This is a genomic window from Gilliamella sp. B14448G11 (genome assembly GCF_016101765.1).
GTDB lineage: Bacteria > Pseudomonadota > Gammaproteobacteria > Enterobacterales > Orbaceae > Gilliamella > Gilliamella apicola_N.
Map to the genome: position 1 here is coordinate 172132 of NZ_JACFPX010000002.1, position 18462 is coordinate 190593.

Annotated in this window: 11 protein-coding genes; 6 read left to right on the forward strand and 5 right to left on the reverse strand. The window is 38.0% G+C overall.

What is annotated here, in order from left to right; translation table 11 throughout:
- Window positions 1–5: 5 nt before the first annotated feature.
- The 4 genes from H3S88_RS02045 to H3S88_RS02060 are packed head-to-tail and all read right to left on the reverse strand — an operon-like array spanning window position 6 to window position 11694.
- Window positions 6–6146: a non-ribosomal peptide synthetase gene (locus tag H3S88_RS02045; RefSeq protein ID WP_198227333.1), complete on the reverse strand. Its 6141-nt coding sequence runs from the start codon at window positions 6144–6146 to the stop codon at window positions 6–8.
- Between the two features lie 7 nt (window positions 6147–6153).
- Complete coding sequence (locus H3S88_RS02050; RefSeq protein ID WP_198227335.1) at window positions 6154–7920, reverse strand: ABC transporter ATP-binding protein; 1767 nt, start codon at window positions 7918–7920, stop codon at window positions 6154–6156.
- Window positions 7910–9664 (reverse strand): ABC transporter ATP-binding protein, encoded by a 1755-nt coding sequence (locus H3S88_RS02055; protein WP_198227337.1) that lies wholly within the window; start codon window positions 9662–9664, stop codon window positions 7910–7912. The genes H3S88_RS02050 and H3S88_RS02055 overlap by 11 nt, the downstream gene beginning before the upstream one ends.
- 29 nt (window positions 9665–9693) lie before the next feature.
- Window positions 9694–11694, reverse strand: coding sequence for a TonB-dependent receptor domain-containing protein (locus H3S88_RS02060; protein ID WP_198227339.1), 2001 nt, complete (start codon window positions 11692–11694; stop codon window positions 9694–9696).
- Window positions 11695–11841: 147 nt separating this feature from the next.
- On the opposite strand from H3S88_RS02060, the gene H3S88_RS02065 reads away from it, so the two are divergent.
- The gene (locus tag H3S88_RS02065) at window positions 11842–12774 is read left to right on the forward strand and encodes an AraC family transcriptional regulator (protein WP_198227341.1); all 933 of its coding nucleotides are present in this window, start codon (window positions 11842–11844) and stop codon (window positions 12772–12774) included.
- Between the two features lie 8 nt (window positions 12775–12782).
- Here H3S88_RS02065 and H3S88_RS02070 read toward each other — a convergent pair whose 3' ends face one another.
- On the reverse strand, window positions 12783–13970 hold the full coding sequence (locus tag H3S88_RS02070) for an MFS transporter (RefSeq protein WP_198231904.1): 1188 nt from the start codon (window positions 13968–13970) through the stop codon (window positions 12783–12785).
- A 948-nt stretch (window positions 13971–14918) separates the two neighbouring features.
- Here H3S88_RS02070 and H3S88_RS02075 point away from each other — a divergent pair.
- Genes H3S88_RS02075 through H3S88_RS02095 form a run of 5 tightly spaced genes read left to right on the forward strand, consistent with a single transcriptional unit; the run spans window position 14919 to window position 18453 of the window.
- Window positions 14919–15641, forward strand: a complete 723-nt coding sequence (locus H3S88_RS02075) for a GntR family transcriptional regulator (protein ID WP_198227345.1) — start codon at window positions 14919–14921, stop codon at window positions 15639–15641.
- Window positions 15638–16321 carry a GntR family transcriptional regulator gene (locus H3S88_RS02080; RefSeq protein ID WP_198227347.1) on the forward strand — a complete coding sequence of 228 codons (684 nt, stop codon included), beginning with the start codon at window positions 15638–15640 and terminating at the stop codon, window positions 16319–16321. The genes H3S88_RS02075 and H3S88_RS02080 overlap by 4 nt, the downstream gene beginning before the upstream one ends.
- Before the next feature lie 11 nt (window positions 16322–16332).
- Window positions 16333–16800 carry a PTS sugar transporter subunit IIB gene (locus tag H3S88_RS02085; protein WP_086308201.1) on the forward strand — a complete coding sequence of 156 codons (468 nt, stop codon included), beginning with the start codon at window positions 16333–16335 and terminating at the stop codon, window positions 16798–16800.
- Between the two features lie 17 nt (window positions 16801–16817).
- The gene (locus H3S88_RS02090) at window positions 16818–17651 is read left to right on the forward strand and encodes a PTS sugar transporter subunit IIC (RefSeq protein WP_198227349.1); all 834 of its coding nucleotides are present in this window, start codon (window positions 16818–16820) and stop codon (window positions 17649–17651) included.
- On the forward strand, window positions 17632–18453 hold the full coding sequence (locus tag H3S88_RS02095; protein ID WP_198227351.1) for a PTS system mannose/fructose/sorbose family transporter subunit IID: 822 nt from the start codon (window positions 17632–17634) through the stop codon (window positions 18451–18453). Before H3S88_RS02090 ends, H3S88_RS02095 begins: the two co-directional genes overlap by 20 nt.
- Window positions 18454–18462 lie beyond the last annotated feature (9 nt).

Below are 18462 nucleotides of genomic sequence, written 5' to 3' on the forward strand. Positions count from 1 at the left end.
TCTCCTTAGTTGCCATTCTCAGTATGTGTTTTTTGTAAGCGACGTTGTTGACGTCGTTTAGATAGTGTTAAGCGGGATTGTTGTTGATTACTCTGGGTTTGTGGCGAAAATACTAACTTCTCAGCTAATTTTTGCGGTGACGGATACACAAACAGATCCGTAACAACCAGATCCATATCATGATGAGAAGTCAGTTCAATATGTAATTTAACCAGTTGTAATGATGAAGCACCGGCATCAAAAAAGTTTTGTTTAGCAGTGATAGAAGATCCTACAACTTGCTTAAATGTCTGGATAATTAATTCAATTAGTGCCCCATCACCGTTAGTGGTCTTGTTGGGTAAGAATAATCGCTCAGCAATAGGCGTAACCAAAGGAATTTGCCTAACAAGCAAAGATTCTAAAGGTAATGACCAAGCATTTGGATCGTCGCTCAATTTTTCTAATATACCAACGTATTGATCAAACATCAGTTGTAATTGTTGAGGCTGAAAGAGTGCTTCGACGGCATCCCAATGAATGCGTAAACAATTTTCAGACTCATAGACTTGATTATCAAGCCATATTTGTGGTGTTTGTGATATCCCTCTTTCATAATGTAACCAGCCCTCACTTGCCAGAAAATTACCTTTCCCTGAACCTATTGCACTGGTAAATACGATAGGCATGGATACAGGATATCCTTTCATTTCAGAAAGTTGATGCAACAACGTTATTGCAGAGACATCACGATGATCTAAATCATTTGCCATACGATATTGTAAGGTTTTAGCACTCTCTAACCAGGTTTTATCTGGATACCAAGCCAGTAATAATAGGGTAGTAAAATCGCCAATAACCCGATCAATATCATCATGAATAGGTAAGCGATCAAACAATGTCAAATTAATCGTAAGTTCAGCTTGTCGACTCCACATTGATAGAACTAAGGCATAAGAATTAAGTAAAACAATGGACGGCGTAAGGTTATTATTCATGGCATAAGTTTTAAGATTTTGCCAACGTTCAGCCGTCAGCATTGCATGACGGCGGGTAAACCGAGGTTCAGTAATTGTTTGTGGCGATTGAACAAGTTCAAGCTGCGGAGCTAGAGGCAGTGACGGCAAAGATTTTCGCCAATATTCTACAGACTCAGGTAAACAACTATTTTGTGCAGTTTGGCTAAGATAACGTTGAAATGTTATATTAAGCGATGATAATGGTTTATCGGGATATTTATAAAGTTTTTCCAGATCAACAAAGAACGTCTGCATACTCATCCCATCCAAAAATAGGTTATCTAAACTGAACCAAAGTAACGTTTTATGACTACCATCTTGAATGGCAATGATAGAAAAAACAGGGTATTGAGTTGGTATTGGAACACGATTAGATATTAAATCACGTAATACCTGCACCTGTTCTGTGTCATATGACGTTACTAAATGCGTTTCTAATGTAAAGTTAGGTACCGAGGATAAGGTTCTTTGTTGTTCCTCTTCGATGATAGTACGTAGCATCGGATGATGCTCTACCAGTTGATCAACCGCATTTTCAAACCGAGAAACATCTAAATCATATACAGTAAACTCTGCAAAAAAATGAGAACCAACGCCACCAAGGATCAAAGCTTTTTCTCGTCCCAAAAGGTAAGCTCGTTGGACGGGAGTGAGCGCAAAAGGTTGTCCTTCCTGAGCGTCTTGGGAAGGAAATATAATATTGCTTGCGATATCATCAGAATTTATAACGCTCAGTGTAGCGGCAAATTCAGATAGTTTAGGTGAAATAAATAAGTTACTGAGACTAGCGGTATAACCATGATTTGCTAATAAACTGATAAGTCGAGTGGCCAGTAAGCTATCACCCCCTAACTGGAAAAAATCACTCTGACGATGAAAGTTTCTTTCCGGTAATAACTCTTGCCAACATTGAGCGACAAGACGCTCAGCATCCGTCGATAATGGAGAATACTCCGGTTTTACTTTCTCTTCTGTTATCAGGCCTAGCAAGGCTTTATGATCAATTTTTCCGTTTGCACTTAACGGGAAGCAATTTACCAAAAATAATCGGGAAGGCACCATATAGTATGGTAACTGCTTGCCAAGCAATTCTTTTAGCTGGTTGGTATCAACGCTTTGTTGTAAATAATTAGATTGAGAGAGGATAAATCGTTGCATTACACCAAATTGTTCGTGACTTTGGCAAAGTAAACCCTGTTTTTTAAATGTAGAGAGCCAAAACTCTTCCGAGGCTAATCGATGTGATAACGGTATTTTTTCTAGCACCGCAGCAGACAATAAAGATAGGCAAGGTGCTTGCGCTAACTCATAAACAATGATAATTGACTGTTTAGAAATACCCTGACAAATTGCGCTCAAACTATTATTAATAGATGTTTGCTGATGCAATTGATTATTGATGAGAACTAAATCAGCATTAAAATCTTGTTGTGATAAATGCTCCAGCCGTTGCCAATCAACTGTAGCATGAGAATAATTTTTTAAATATTGCTGAGCGTGAAGAACCCGATCTTTAAGATTATCAATCCCCAGATAGTGAACTTTTGTGCTACTTAGCTTTGCCAATATTTTATTGGCAAAAATCCCTATACCAACGCCGATCTCCAGCATATTAACGGGTCGATTAAATTTAGCCGCAAGCTTTTCCACCATCTCAACCACTTGATCTACCATTGCGTCTGATTCAGGTAAGTATGCAAGTAACATTTCCGGTGCTAACTCAGGATCAAGTAGTAGTGTGATCGCATCATCTTGTCCAGAAATAATCTGTTTTAACCGACTAGAGTGATTAACTAATGCCGTTGAAAGAGGCCGCAGCTTAGGTGAAAAAGTATGAGAAACAGAATATAAAGGCCCCTGAACATATTGACCACACTGATAATCCAGCACTTGCCTATCAACTAAAACATCTAACCATTGTTGTAATAATTGCTGATAATCATTTTTTGCACCATATTGACTAATTATTTGTTCCAGACTAAGTGGTGTGACGAATTCGATGCCACTATCAGCAAAATGTTTTCTCAAAAACTGAGACACCAAGGTGAGGGCATCATCCTCGAACCCAGTTTCTATTTTACCCAGTATATCAATCATAAAGTCAGAACTATCGTTGCTCTGCAAACTAGCGTTAGCTTTATCCTCAACTTCAAGTTTGATGAAGGCTATCAATGTTTTTTCTTTATCACCAATTGTCATCGCAATAGATTGATTAACGAAAGGAAGATGATTAATAATCGATTCCACTTCACCTAATTCAATCCTAAAACCATTAATTTTAACCTGTCGGTCCTGTCGTCCTAGAAATTCTAAACGTCCGTCAGGCCAATAACGTCCCATATCGCCGGTGCGGTACCAACGTTGCCCCAAATTATCAGTGATAAATTGTTTAGCAGTTCTTTCTGAATCAGCAAAATATCCTTGTGCGACACCGACACCACCAATCCAGAGTTCTCCAGCCACCCAATCGGGGCAATCCAGTCCTCGCGAATCGACAACACGATAACATTGATTAGTGAGTGGATAACCATAAGGAATTGAGTGCCAGTGAGGCTCTATTTTGCTAACTTCATAAGCATTAGACCAAATTGCCGCTTCCGTAGCTCCCCCCATGGCAATAAAACGCCCATCTTGGCGCCTGGTGTGATAACGCTCGGGTAGATCCAAACCAATCCAGTCGCCAGATAACAACACTAGTCTTAATTGTGCTGGAGCGGTCAGTTCAAATCCTTCACTATAAGTTAATAGCATATCGAGCAGGGCTGGTACACTATTCCAAATGGTCACATTGTACCGCTCAATGGCCTGACACCAAGCTTCAGGATCTCGCGCCTGTTTTTCTGTCAAAAGAACCAAACTACCACCCGCATTGAGTAAGCCGAAAATATCATATACCGATAAGTCAAAATAAAGAGCAGCCAATGCAAGTACTCTGTCCGCAGGCTTTACTTGATAACGCTGATTGATATCCAGACATGTATTCAACGCCGAACGATGGCTAACAACAACACCTTTAGGAACCCCAGTCGAACCAGATGTATAAATGATATAAGCCGGCTGGTCAGGATGGACATCAATGATTATTGGTAGTGATGTTTCTTTTGCCGTGTACCATGAAATAAAGGGTATTTCACCAGATAGAATATCGTAATCATTCAGTTCTTCTCTGTGATTAATAATCACTGCGGCAACCTCGGCATTACGTAATATTGTTTGAATACGTTCAGTAGGTTGTTCGGGCGCTATTGGTACATAAACACCACCGAGACGTAAAATGGCCAATACGGCAACAATTTGTCCTAATCCTTTTCGCATACAAATTGCGATCCGTTGCCCCGGTTCGCGAATATGTTTACTAAGTACACCCGCCAAACTATCGGCCGATGAACATAATTCTGCATAGGTTATTGTTCGATCGTCAGCAATTACCGCAATAGCGTCCGGGTTCGTTGCCGCTTGTATGAAGATCCCATGATGTAATAGGCTAGCAGTGACAGGGGCACTGGTGTTGTTAACCAACTCCCGATGATGCCGTTGTGATTCAGATAATTTGATAACTGGTGATATTTGCCATTGTACTTCCTCTTCAATTAGGTTTTCTACCAAAGAGCAATATGCACTAAACATCTCTTCAACAACATCCTCATTAAATAGGGCATCATGAGAATCCCACTGCAAAATAACCTGCTCTTGTTGCTCAAAAACTACTGAGTCAATCCAAACCTGCGGTGTTTGCGATATCCCCCAGCCGGGTTCACCTAAAATATTGTTATTACCATACTGTTTTCTACCTAAGTTGCTAGTAAATACCAAGGGAGCACCATAAGGATGCTGATGCTGCTTTTTTAGCTCTCGCAGGATTTCTACACCAGAAAATCCTCGGTGATCAAATGCGTCTGTAAATAGCATTTGGTTACGTTGAGCCTGTTGCGCAAATGTTGACTCATCAACGTTTAGATTGAGTAAGAGAATATTCGTAAAATCGGCAATCATAGATTCAACAGCAGGATGAAGCGGTTGCCGATCAAACAGTGTCAAATTGATCAGTAAATTAGGCTGATTACTCCATCGAGCACAAACAGCAGCAAAACAGGTTACAAGTGCCATTGTAGCCGTAATACCAAATTGACTGGCATATTGCTGAAAAATAGCCCAACGAACGGCAGAAATAGTATGGCTACGCCGATGCATTCTAACAGAAGTTATTTGTTCCGGTAGAATGGCTAATGGTAGTGCAGGTGCAGCAGGAAACGTATGAAGCAGAGACAACCAATACTCTCTATCTGTTTGATAACTTTGTGCAGTCTCTTGCGCTTTCTGACTTAAATAACTACAAAAATCGTAATGAGGGTCAAGTTCTGGTAGTAAAGAACCTTGTAATATCAAACTTAATTCATCAAAAATCAGAGTAAAACTAGCAGCGTCAGCAATCAGTAAATCTAAATTAATATGAATCCGGCACATTTTATTAGATAATAAACTGACTTGTACATCAAACGTTTCCCCTTCCTCAACATTAAGTCGTCGGTGACTAAGTTGTTGCCTTATCATAAACAATTCATGTTGTTGCGAGTAGGTATCTAAATTTTGTAAGTCATGAACAGTAATCCCTCGCCAACGATCTTCCTCGTGCCAGCACTGTTGTGCATTATCAGTAAAATGAACATGAAACATACGATGACGGGAGGTTAACTGCCGCCAAGCACTTTCCAGTTGTTCTACATTTATGTTAGAACAGTTGAACTCCTGATAAAGATGGCAACCTACTCCGCCTAAAATTTGATGAGACTGACGACCAATAAAGTAGGCATGTTGCACAGGAGTCAACGGAAATGGCCGTTGATCAACCATAACAGGATAATCCGATCTGGTCTGATCAAGCTGCTGATTCTGGGGTACAGAAGATAATAACTGGCTCCAGCCCCTGATTGTTGGGTTTTCATAAAGTTGGCTTAATGCAACAATATACCCTTGTTGCCGAAATTCGCTTAACCACAACATGATTTGCATTGAATCTAATCCGGCATCAAGTAAAGGGCTATCGACAGAGAAGTGTTCAGGAATATCAGACAGCTTCTCAATCACCGCCTGATATAACACATCACATTGTGTAAAATCGTTTAATTTTGTCTGTGTTGAAGTAGTCATCGCGTTATCATTCCTCGTTTGATGGGGTAAGCTGCCATGAGAGCGATTGCTGTTGACGCTGCCACAATTGAGCATAAAGACCATTTTGGCGAAGCAGGGCGTCATGATCCCCTTGTTCCACCAAACATCCAGCGTCCATAACAAGTATTTTCTGGGCCTTTTGTATTGTGTTTAAACGATGAGCAACAATCACCACAGTACAATGCTGAGATAAGTTTTCTAATGCTCGATGTATTGCCAGTTCAGTGGAAGCATCAATACTGGCTGTCGCTTCATCCAATAAAATGATAGGGGCTTTTTTTAATAATGCCCTAGCAATTGAAAGTCGTTGACGTTCTCCGCCTGATAATGAGTAACCGTTATCACCAAGAATTGTTTGATAACCATCGGGCAACTGCTGAATAAATTCATCCGCTTGAGCTAATTTAGCTGCCTGAATAACTTGCTCAGCTGTAGCGGTATGATTACCCATCAAAATGTTGTCAAATACTGATGCAGAAAACAAAACAACATCTTGAAATACCATGGCAATATTGCGATGTAAGATCTCACTAGAAATTATCTTAGTATCATGTTCACCCCAAAGAATCTGACCGGAGCTTGGTATCCACATTTGACCAATCAGTTGCAACAAAGTGCTTTTCCCTGAACCACTTGGACCAACAATAGCCGTTATCGCATTACTCTGAATGTGGCAGTGAATATTTTGTAAGGCCGGACAGGATTGCTCAGGATAGGTAAAACTGACCTGTTGCACAGTAATTTCATTGGATTCAGGGATTACAGAGGAATTCCCATCATTATATGGTGCAACTGGTGTTTCACTCAGTAGTTTTTTGATACGTTCCATGGCTCGTGAACTAAATCGAAGTTTTATTAATCCATCGCCAAGTGTTTGTAACTGCCGATAGACAATCAGTGAAAAAAAATTGATCAGGATAAAGTGCTGAATATCTAAATGTTCCTGAAACAACAAATATCCACCTGATACGAGCAATAATAGAAAACTGAACTCACTGACAAAACCAAACAGTGCGACTAATGTTGAGGGTTTAGTTTCCAACATAAGCTGCGCTTGATATTGTTGAAACAATGCATTAGAAAGACGCTTCCAGGCTGTACCAAACTGGCCAAAGCAGCGAATAACGTTAATACCTTGTATATAATCATATAACTCTGCTTGTGCATCACTGGCAGTATCCAACATTTTTTCATCATAACGACTAATGACTCGCTGCGTTAATGTCATAACCCAAAAGGAAAAGGGAATCGTTATAATGACAAGCAAAGCTAAAAAGATATCAATCCAACATAGAAATGCCAATAGTAATAACATCGTGACTATTGTACTGGTAAAGACAGCTAAAAAATGCGTCCAAAGCCATTCGATTAGCTCAAGATCGGATGTTAAACGAACACTTAAATCACCTGTTCGTTTGGCTGAAAACCAACCTAGTGGTAAAGCGTGTAGATGGTTAATAATTCGAATTCTAGCTTCAGCCATCATGGCATAAGTACCACCAAAAACGTGGCTTAACGCCAAATTACTTAAATAAATTCGCCCCAGCAGGCAGGACAATAAACCGACCGTGCTTAGCAGGATTATCTGTAATGAAATGGTTGTATTGAAAACGGATAAGATAAGTTGTGCAACAATGTAATAACTTACAGTCAATAAACAACCATCAAGTGCCGCCAGAAATAATCCTTTCGTTAACCGACGATCTTGATAACCAACCAACTGATAACCGGCGCGAATAAATTTAATGATCATCTATTTTCTCTCCATCCAACTCGATATCTTGCCAGAGTTGGTAATAACAGGGACAATTCAGAAGCAGTTCGTCATGGCGTCCCTGACCAACCAATTTTCCTTGATCGACAACGATTATTTGATCTGCATGGATAATCGTTTTGAGGCGATGGGCAATCATTAGAACACTTCGCCCATTGCAAAGATTAGAGATAGCCTGTTGAATAAGCCATTCGTTCTCACTATCTGCATAAGCAGTTGCTTCATCCAGAATTAAAAGAGGGGCATCCTTTAATAATGCTCTGGCAATAGAAAGGCGTTGGCGTTCGCCTCCCGATAAGCGGGCGCCATTTTCACCAATTTGGGTGTCATATCCTTGTGGTAGAGAGAGAATAAATTCATGAGCACAAGCTGCCTGTGTTGCTGCAATTACCTGCTCATTATTAGCATCCGGTCGGCCGAGTAATAAATTTTCTATAACTGTACCATTAAAAAGATATACATTCTGAGATACCATTGATATCTGTTTAAACAACTCTTCCACAGGCCAATGCTGGATATTGAGCCCACCTAAAGTGATTTCACCGTTATCACAGTCAAGTAATCGTGTTGCTAAACGTGCAATCGTTGTTTTCCCTGACCCACTGGGTCCAACAATAGCGGTTAATCCATATGGCAATGTATTAAAGGTTACTTCTTGAAGGGCTGTTTTTTGATGATCGTAACGGTAAGAAACGAGAGAGAACGACAGCACAAGGTTTCCCGTTGGTAAACTCACTTTATCAATCTTTTGAGATACTGTCATCTGTGATGCATTTACTATCTGGTTAAGACGATCTAACGAACCCTGCCGCTGGGCTTGTTCCGATGACGCAAATACAAGCCGTAAAAATGGCTGAAGTATCACAGGAGTAACCAATAAACACAGCAACCAATCAACTGGTGCTAAATTCCCTTGAAAACAGCGCCAAGCTCCAATAGGAGCCACCAAGACTAAATTGCTTGAAAGTAAACAACTAAAACAATTCCAGCCGAACATATTCTTTTTACAATAGTTTTCTATCCAAGGTGCGACATCACGAATTGTCTGACTGAGTTGACGAAACGAATCAGCCCTCAGCCCAAAGCTTTTAATCACGGCAATGCCACGGATATATTCACTCACCTTTTGGGCTATATTGATCTGTAATTCTCCCCACTGACGCGCTTGTTCGTTACTATCTCGCATAGATAACCACTGGCACCAAACCGCCACTGGCAATAATAGAATCGCAGCAAACGCCATCGACACATCTACGTAAATTAACAATGATAATCCAACGATCGGCAGAGTGAGCGCTGAAGCTACATCAGGCAAAAAATGAGCTAGAAAACTTTCTAATGCGGCGATATCATCATTAATTACTTTACGTAAATCACTTGCTGTATGAGTGCTAAAAAATGATAAGGGAACTAATCCCAGCTTGTGAGTTAAATGCAACTTTAAATTATAAGCTAGTTTTAATGCGCCATGATGAGCACTAACATGGCTAATCACAATTAATCCCCAGCGAAGCAACATTGCAATGAATGCCGCAACCAGGCATGAATAGATAAGTTCAACAGACATTGTGGCAATAGTCAGTTTTCTCACCATAATGTAAAGTATCCAAATGGGTACCAGCGTCATAATGGTTGAGATGATTGCTGTCAGTATTGATATCCAAAAAGCCTTACCCATTAACTTTACTAATAGGATAAAACTCAGTGGTTCAGAAATGTTCATAACTTTCCCCGAACTTATATGAACCAAACTTAAAATAACTCAACTTTTATGTTAACACCCGCAGTTAAGCCTTCGTTGAATTGAGCAAAAGCTCTATTACCTCGTGCGTAACCGTATGTGCGGTAGCGTTTATCAAAAATATTGTTGATATAACCGGACATAGTAATTCTTTCATTGATTTGCCAGCCAAGACTAATATCAGTTGTACTATAACTACCTTGACGTAGTTGATTACTACCATCAAAGTAAAGAGGGCCAGTCACATTCACAGCTATTCTAGGCATTACAGCGCCTATTGACGTTGCAACTAAGCCATCTACACTAAACCCAGCACCATACCTAGGAATAAAAGGAACTCGATTATTAGCATAATCATCAGCAGTCACATTACTAGCAAACTTAGAGTGGGCTAAATTGCCATTTAGTGTTGCCACCCATCCGGTAGTAAATAACCATTTTGCATCAGCTTCAATACCAAAGGCATTTGCACTACCTGCATTTTTCAATGTTTGAGAACCCATCGGACCAGAGTAAAGCTGCATATTCCGAGTATGGGTATAGTAGACGGCGCTTTGAAGCTGAAAATCATCTATTTCATAGCGTGAGCCAATCTCATAGTTAATCGATTTTTCAGCAACAAAAGGCTCTGCGTGAGTACCAGCTTGTGGCGTAATAGTAAAGCCGGCAGACTTATATCCTTGTGCGACGCGCGTATAAATACGCCAGTTCGGCGTTAAAAGATAACCAGCAGAAAACTGACCTAATACTTGATTATCACTATTATTCCCGGCGGACCAGAAGCTATTTTTACCATAATGCGTCTTCGCTTTATCATGAGAAGCGCGTAAACCGGCCCCCAAATCAAATAGGGAAACATGCCAAGTTCCATCCATATAAATGGCTAATGATTGCGAGGAGACTGAAGAATCTGTTGAACTGGATTTGCGAGTTTCATCAATATCCAGTCGGTATAACCCCAATACACCATCCCATAAGCGGTTATCACCTTGTGTTGCTGCGCGAATTTCCTGTGTATTTTGATTCCAATGCTCCGAGGATTGCGCTGAGAAAGGACCATAAGGAAAACGACGTTCATATTTCAGTTGTTGCCAAGCACTATTAGCCGTCAGTAACCAATCGCCGAAATCATAACTTCCACTTAGAGTCTGACTATGTGTACGACGATGCATACGCGGATCTAAACTACCCGCAGACGTTAATAGTTTGCGACTGTGTGTATTTTTAAAGTCTAAATATGTATCCTGAGTTGAGTGAGTTCTATCTTCTGTTGCACTAAAATTGATTTCCCAGGGTGCGGCTATTGGAGCTAACCTGAATTTAATATTACCCGTATTTTCATCTGATCCACCCAATCTTTGTGAACCAGTGGATGGGTTATTGAATGCGCCTGGTTGTGACTGACGCAACAATGTGACGCTTCCATAGAATAAATCCTCTACCAAAGGGCCACTGAGATTAAAACGGCTATGATAACCTTTTCGGCTAGCAACACCACCATCAATGTAACCACGAAATAGGTTATTAGGCTTTGCAGTGCTAATATTAACTATACCGCCCTGTGCGCTGCGGCCATAAAGAGTGGCTTGTGGGCCTTTCATCATGGAGACATGATCTACGTCTATCAAAGACTGAACTAAATTAGTCGACAATTGTGGTACGCCATCAACATAAAATGTGATTGCAGGCGTATATAGATCCTGAGCAGAAGAGATACCTCTTAGTGATATCGCAGGAAATAGTAAATTACCACTGTTTTGTATATTCAAGCCGGGCAATACCCGAGAGAGTTTTTTAGTATCATCTACCCCCGCGGCTTCGAGTTCCGCCTGAGAAATAGTATTAGAAGATACATTCAGTGAAGAGGCTGCATTATTAGATTGTTTACTTGCAGTTACAATAATAGTATCAAAGTTAGTTTCTCGATCGCTTTGTTTAGATATTTGTTCTGCTAGCAATTCCTCATTATATAACAAACCTAAACCACACAAATATATAAGGTTTTTTTTCATCGATTATTATCCACTGTTACTTTCTTTTTGAGAAAAAACTCATTGTAAAATAGAAATTGGATAATGCTGGTGTACAAAATCTTCAAAAAAAGTATAATTAAGGATAATGATAATTATTATCATTTAATAATAATGGAGAGGTGAGAGATGAAAACCATTCGCTATAGTAAAAATACCCCTAAACTGGTAACAAAAGACAAGCAACTCTCTGAAAGCATTGAATGGTTTAATATACAAGGATTACTTAATGCTGGCTTTGTAGAAATGGCTCCGTTACAAGATATTCGAAATGATACAAAGGTTGATAAGCATTTATCATTAGTGTTTATGCTCAATGGATCAGTGCATCATCATATACATGGTTCTCAATCAGTCGTGTCTTATCAACCCAATAGAGTCTATCTCTCTTACTCACACGATACTATATATGGCACCGATTTTTTCCCTGCTAATTACTGCTATAACATAATATTGTTACAATTCTGTCCTGACAATCTATTAGAGATATTCAATGAGCGCTCACTAAATAGCTATCGTGCTAATATGCAATTTTCTTCACCAAATTTCTGTATTTGGCGGTTAACACTTACACCTATGCTCAAAGATATAGCACAACGATTGCAAGCAGCCAGAAGATCTTCTGATGCTTTATCACAACTCAATATACAAAGATTAAGCCTTAACGCACTGTGGTTAACATTAGAGCAATTAAATTACTCCTCATCGACAGATGGAGAACCGTTCAGGAGCAGCTTAACTGGTCGAGATCGCAAAAATGTAATTAATGCACAATTAGTTATACACGAGCAATTTCACACTCATTTAATCATAAAGGATATTGCTAAAGTTATTGGAGTGAGTGAGTCTAAATTAAATAGAGACTTTAAAAAGATGTTCGATATTGGTATACACCGCTACATTATCAACTATCGTTTGCAACAGGTGACAAAATTACTGAATGAAAGCACATTAACCGTCAGTGATATTGCAACTCGATGCGGCTTTACGTGTGCCGGTCATCTCTCCAGACGATTTGTTGAGGTGTTTGGTATCACACCTCATGCTTATCGTTGCAATTAATACAAAATCTATACTGCTTTTAGAATTGAGCTTCGATACAAAAAAATAAGTACGAATAAAGCACAGCCTAAAGTGAGATTGAAGAGTGTAACGTAACCCATATAATGAGCAACTATACCACCGATATAACCAGAACATCCGGCAGCAAGCGCTGCTCCGCATTGAAATAATGTAAAATCTAATCCAGCTTGCTTCAACGACGCTTGTGTGGTTAGGAACGAGTAAAGACAAACTAAGCCCACGGAAAAAGTGTAGTTAAAAAACAGATAGCTAATAATAAGCCATATTGGATTTATATCAGGTTGAAGACTTAATATGATAAAGCAGCTGATTGACAAGCATTTAAATAGGGTCGCCAATAAGAGTGCCCAGCGATAGCCTATAATCCGGATAAAGAGCATACCTGATAAAGTACCTAGCATCCCGCAAGCAGCACCGCCAAAACTGGTTACTTTGCCTAAATTCTCTAGAGAAAGTCCGGCGTCAATCGCAAAAGGAGATAGCATAGATGAAATTAAACGACCACTAATCTCAAAGAAAAAGACTAAAACGATCGCCTTTAGCATCATTGGTTGCTTTAGTGTTTTAATGAGAGATGGTCTCTGATAGCTTTTTTCTGTAACAGGAAGCTGATTGATACTCGGCGCTAATAACAAAGGTAGCAATAAAAAGAGTAGTAATGCACTATAGACAAGTAAGGAGGATTGCCATCCCCATTTATCACATAGATAGATTAACCCGCCACCGCCTACTGCCATTCCTAAATAACCACATCCAATCCGTAATCCATTGCCGATACCGTATGATTTTGAATTTAAATTCTCAATCATATAAGCATCACAAGCAATCTCACTCGTGCAACAAACTAATGATAATAAAATTAATAGTGAGATTAGTGTGATGAACATATTTTCATGTATAAATGATAGGCCAATTAATATCACCGCCAGAGCCACTTGTCCTGCAATGACAATTTGTTTGCTTCGAACTTTCCCTGATGCAGTAACTCTATAACGCTCAACCCCCCCCGCCCAAAGGACCCGAAGTGTCCAAGGAATCATAGCAAGTGACACTAAACCAATCGTGTACAAATCCACATTATGACTCCGTAGCCAGGCAGGTATCGCTTGAAAAACAATACCACCGATTAATGTTTGAACAAAATAAAATGAGCCAATTGCAAATATAAGTTTCAAAAGAACGCCACCATTAAATATAAAAATATCCACAAAAGTACAAAGTTTTTTTCATCAATTATTATCCACTGTTACTTTTTGGAGCCAAAAACTCATTCTAAAATAGATATTGGATAATGCTGGTGTACAAAATCTTCAAAAAAAGTACAATCAAGTTTAATGATAACTATTATCATTTGGTTGTGATAAGCATTACTTTGTTTTTAGTCGTTATTTTTATAATAGTAATGATTAAAATGGTAAGACTTTATTGTGATGAGTGTAGCAATTTTCGAATTGATCAGGCTCAGCAATATATTTTTCGAATAACTTCATTTTTTTATTTCACTTTTATTTGTCATCAAACCTCCAATAGATTATTCATTTCTATTTATTAGAAATTGAAATAAGAAAGTAAGTAAAAAAAGTAATAAAAGGTATATTTCATCGGAAAGAGCACCATTCATATGGCACTTGACATTATTATTCTTCATATTGTAAGAAATCCCCAAAATATTAATTAATATCTCGCTGTCATCTTTTATTATCTCGATTCCTATCTAGGTTTGGATCGGAAATATGCCATTGAAGCACAAAGGAGCCTATTTTTTGCTAGTAGGTTTCTGGCTTTGCAAATCTGTCGTTAGCTATGCGAGTAATCCTCTCTCGCCGACCAATTTTAAATAAAAAAGCTTACTCATTTGAGTGAGCTTTTTTATTATCTGTCCATTGTTTCTTATATTTAATCACTTTCATTAATTAAAACTAATCATCTGAATTAAATAGATTAATCACCATTATTAATTTTATCTGAATAATTTTAAGAGATTACGATAAAAATTGTGATCTCTATATCAATTTTGGTTCTCAAAATTGACAACATGTATTTTTTTTATTATTTTTTAAAACATCTTATATGGATTAAGATATATCTAATGGATAAAAAAGCCCACAAATGGAGTGTGACCTTTGGAATATCGTGATATCGCTGTAAAAACAGATGTTGAAGAAAAAATTAGAGCTAATCTCAACATAATTAAAGATAAATCGACAGAAAGAGGACTTGCCGAATACTTTGGTGTCAGTCGAACCACGGTACGCAACGCCTTGAATGATTTAGCGATGGAAGGATATGTTTTTCAAAATGATAAAAACTTACCATGCCATAAAGTTTTTGAAATTAATATGCTAAAAATGTCTTCATTTAGTGAAGAATTCCAAAAAGAAGATGATATTCCAATCAAAATAAAAGTGCTTTCCAACCAAATAATTAAAATGCCTGCTGAGTTGAGAGCATTCTTTGGTTCAAATGATCCGTTAATTAGAATAATTCGACAACGCTTTTTAGACCAAGATCCCCTTTCTTATGAAATTACTTATTTATCATCACCAAAATTTAAAGATTTAGATAAAATAGATTTAAACGGTATTTCTCTTTATGAATTTTTAAAAGAACACTACCATCTTACACCAAGTCACGGTAGAGAAGAGATTACTTATGAAGCAGCAACTGATGATAAAGCCAAATATTTACATGTTGCTCGAGGCACACCAATTTATAAAGTATCAAGTTATAGTTTTGATAATAATTTTCAACCATTTGAACACACCGATCAGTATTTAGTTGGCAATCGATTTCGATATCATTTATCGGCTAAAAATATCTTCAATTATGAGGTAACACATCAATGAAGTTATTTGAAAAAATAGCCACTCATTTAATGGATGAGATAAATACTGGACATTATAGAGTTGGCGCTGAATTACCCCCTGAAGGACAGTTACAAAAGGATTATGATGTCAGTAGAACAACCGTTCGAAAAGCAATTGATTTGCTGGTTGATAAAAATATGGTGGTTAGGAAAAAAGGCGTTGGTTTATTTGTTGCACCAACCTTATCTACCCAAAATATTTTAGAAATGACAGGGATTATCAAACCACATATTTACCAGAATCATAAAAAAATTATTAAAGAGGCCTATTTAAGGCAAGCCGGAAGTTACTATAGCCAGTTATTAAAGATAAAACCCTCCGAGCTTATCTATTACATCAGTTTTTTAGAAGTTGCAAAAAACAGTGTAGTTAAAGAAATTTTTCTCTTACCTCTTAATAATTTTCCCGATTTCCAAATATCTATAATTAAAGTTTTATCAGCGCTCGAAATCACTAACTCAGGCAAAAAAAAGGTCGATAAATTAGAGCAAGATTTACAGCTAATTGTGGCAAATGCTGAATTAGCAAAACAGCTACGATGCAAAATTAACGATCCATTATTTAAAATTTCTAATCACTATTTTGATATTAATAGAGAACCGATAGCCATTGAATATAAGTTTGCTAGTAATACTAAATATGTGGTCGATTTCACCTAGGAGGTAACCAAATGATTAAATTATTACGTGTTGATCACCGTTTAGTTCACGGTCAGGTCGTTGTTTCATGGTTTGAAAATGTTGGCGCTAATACTATTTTAGTTGCCAATGATGCTGTAGCGAGTGATGAACTTCGTAAATCAGCAATTCGATTAGCTAAACCAGAAAACGCAAAATTAGTAATGAAGTCTGTTGATGACAGTATTGAAGCAATTAACTCGGGCGTAACGGATAAATATCAAATGCTAATCGTCGTTGAATCCGTTGCAGATGCAGAAAAATTAATCCGAGGTACGCAAGGAAAAATAACTAGTCTTAACTTAGGAGGAACTAAACCTCGTGATGGAACTAAGAATTACTCTAAAACAATCAATTTAACAGAATTAGAAGCAGATCTATTAGCTGGATTACAACAAGATGGTGTTGAAGTTTACATACAACAAATACCAAATGAATCTAAGCAAAAATTTGAAAAATAGACAAAAAGGAACACAAAATGAGTATTGTTATTACAGCAATTATTTTGGCCTTGATTGCTATGTTAGCTAATGGTGAATACTTTTTAGGTTCATCAATGTTATCAAGACCTCTCGTTACCTGTACTTTAGCAGGATTAGTAATGGGAGATATCACCCAAGGTATTATTATTGGTGCAACCTTAGAATTAGCCTTTGTTGGTTCATTTTCCATTGGAGCATCTATCCCGCCAGAAATTATATCAGGGAGTGTACTCGGAACGGCTTTTGCAATTGGAGCCGGTAAAAGTACGGCTGTTGCTCTAACTTTAGGAATTCCTATTGCTTCTCTGGTACTAATTGTTAAAAACTTATGTTTCTTATTTATTTTACCTTACTTTGTTCATAAAGCAGATAGGTATGCGAGCGAAGGAAACGGTAAAGGAGTTGATCGGATGAATATCTTCGGTGGTTTTTTTTCCATCAACCTCCCAATTGGATTAGTGGTCGGACTTTCTTATCTATTTGGTAGTGAAGCAATTAAAGGCTTGCTTGACGTTATTCCGGATTTTGTCATTAATGGTTTAGGAATCGCAACGGGCTTATTACCTGCATTTGGTTTTGCTATGTTAATGAAAATTATGATCAAAAAAACCAATGCAACATTCTTTATTCTTGGTTTTGCTGTAGCAGTATATATGAAAGTACCTGTCACTGGTGTTGCTATTTTTGGCGCATGTATGGCGTTAATTCTTACTGGTTACTCTTCATTTACCGGCAAAAAATTAACAACCTCAAACAATCAAGAAGTTAATAATTATTCAGGCAATGCTTTAGTAGGACAGGAGATCGACTATGAAAATGAAGAATTCTAAACTTTTAACTAAAAATGATTTAATGAAAACCTTTTGGCGTTCTTTTACTGCGGAGTGGTCATGGAATTATGAACGACAAATGAATTTAGGTTATTCTTTTGCGATCCGTCCCGCTTTAGAAAAAATTTATAGTCAAAAACCAGAACAATTAACTAGTGCTTATCAAAGACATTTAGAGTTTTATAACGTTACGCCTTGGCTAGTTACTTTCCCGTTAGGTATTTCCATTGCTATGGAAGAGCAAAATGCCCTGAATGATGAGTTTGATGAAAGTTCAATTAATGATGTCAAAGTTGCATTAATGGGGCCATTAAGTGGTTTGGGTGATTCATTCTTCTGGGGAACCTTACGAGTTATTGCCACAGGTATTGGTACTTCATTAGCAATGCAAGGCAATATTTTAGGACCACTTCTGTTTCTATTAATTTTCAATGTCCCTGCTATTTTAGCTCGTTATTATGGTCTATTCGTTGGTTATAACATTGGTGCATCTTTTATTGAAAAAGTTCAAAAGACTGGCTTGATGGATAAATTATCTTATGGGGCCTCTATCTTGGGGTTATCGGTTGTTGGCGCTATGGTAGCGACGATGGTGACACTCAATATGCCATTAACAATAGGATCTGGCGACGATGCCACATCATTACAGGATATTTTTAATGGTATTGTGCCACAAATATTACCTTTGTTATTTACCTTATTTATCTTTTTATTAGATAAAAAAGGCCTTAAAGCACCTTGGATTTTATTACTTATAGCTTGTATCGGTATTTTTGGCGCTTGGAGTGGATTATTAGGATAATAAGGGGAA

Bases quoted from the DNA above. Each gene is read 5' to 3' on its own strand.
- H3S88_RS02060 (WP_198227339.1), bottom strand. From the start codon at position 11,694: ATGAAAAAAAACCTTATATATTTGTGTGGTTTAGGTTTGTTATATAAT.
- H3S88_RS02050 (WP_198227335.1), bottom strand. From the start codon at position 7,920: ATGATCATTAAATTTATTCGCGCCGGTTATCAGTTGGTTGGTTATCAA.
- H3S88_RS02045 (WP_198227333.1), bottom strand. From the start codon at position 6,146: ATGACTACTTCAACACAGACAAAATTAAACGATTTTACACAATGTGAT.
- H3S88_RS02095 (WP_198227351.1), top strand. From the start codon at position 17,632: ATGAAAATGAAGAATTCTAAACTTTTAACTAAAAATGATTTAATGAAA.
- H3S88_RS02090 (WP_198227349.1), top strand. From the start codon at position 16,818: ATGAGTATTGTTATTACAGCAATTATTTTGGCCTTGATTGCTATGTTA.
- H3S88_RS02065 (WP_198227341.1), top strand. From the start codon at position 11,842: ATGAAAACCATTCGCTATAGTAAAAATACCCCTAAACTGGTAACAAAA.
- H3S88_RS02085 (WP_086308201.1), top strand. From the start codon at position 16,333: ATGATTAAATTATTACGTGTTGATCACCGTTTAGTTCACGGTCAGGTC.
- H3S88_RS02080 (WP_198227347.1), top strand. From the start codon at position 15,638: ATGAAGTTATTTGAAAAAATAGCCACTCATTTAATGGATGAGATAAAT.
- H3S88_RS02055 (WP_198227337.1), bottom strand. From the start codon at position 9,664: ATGAACATTTCTGAACCACTGAGTTTTATCCTATTAGTAAAGTTAATG.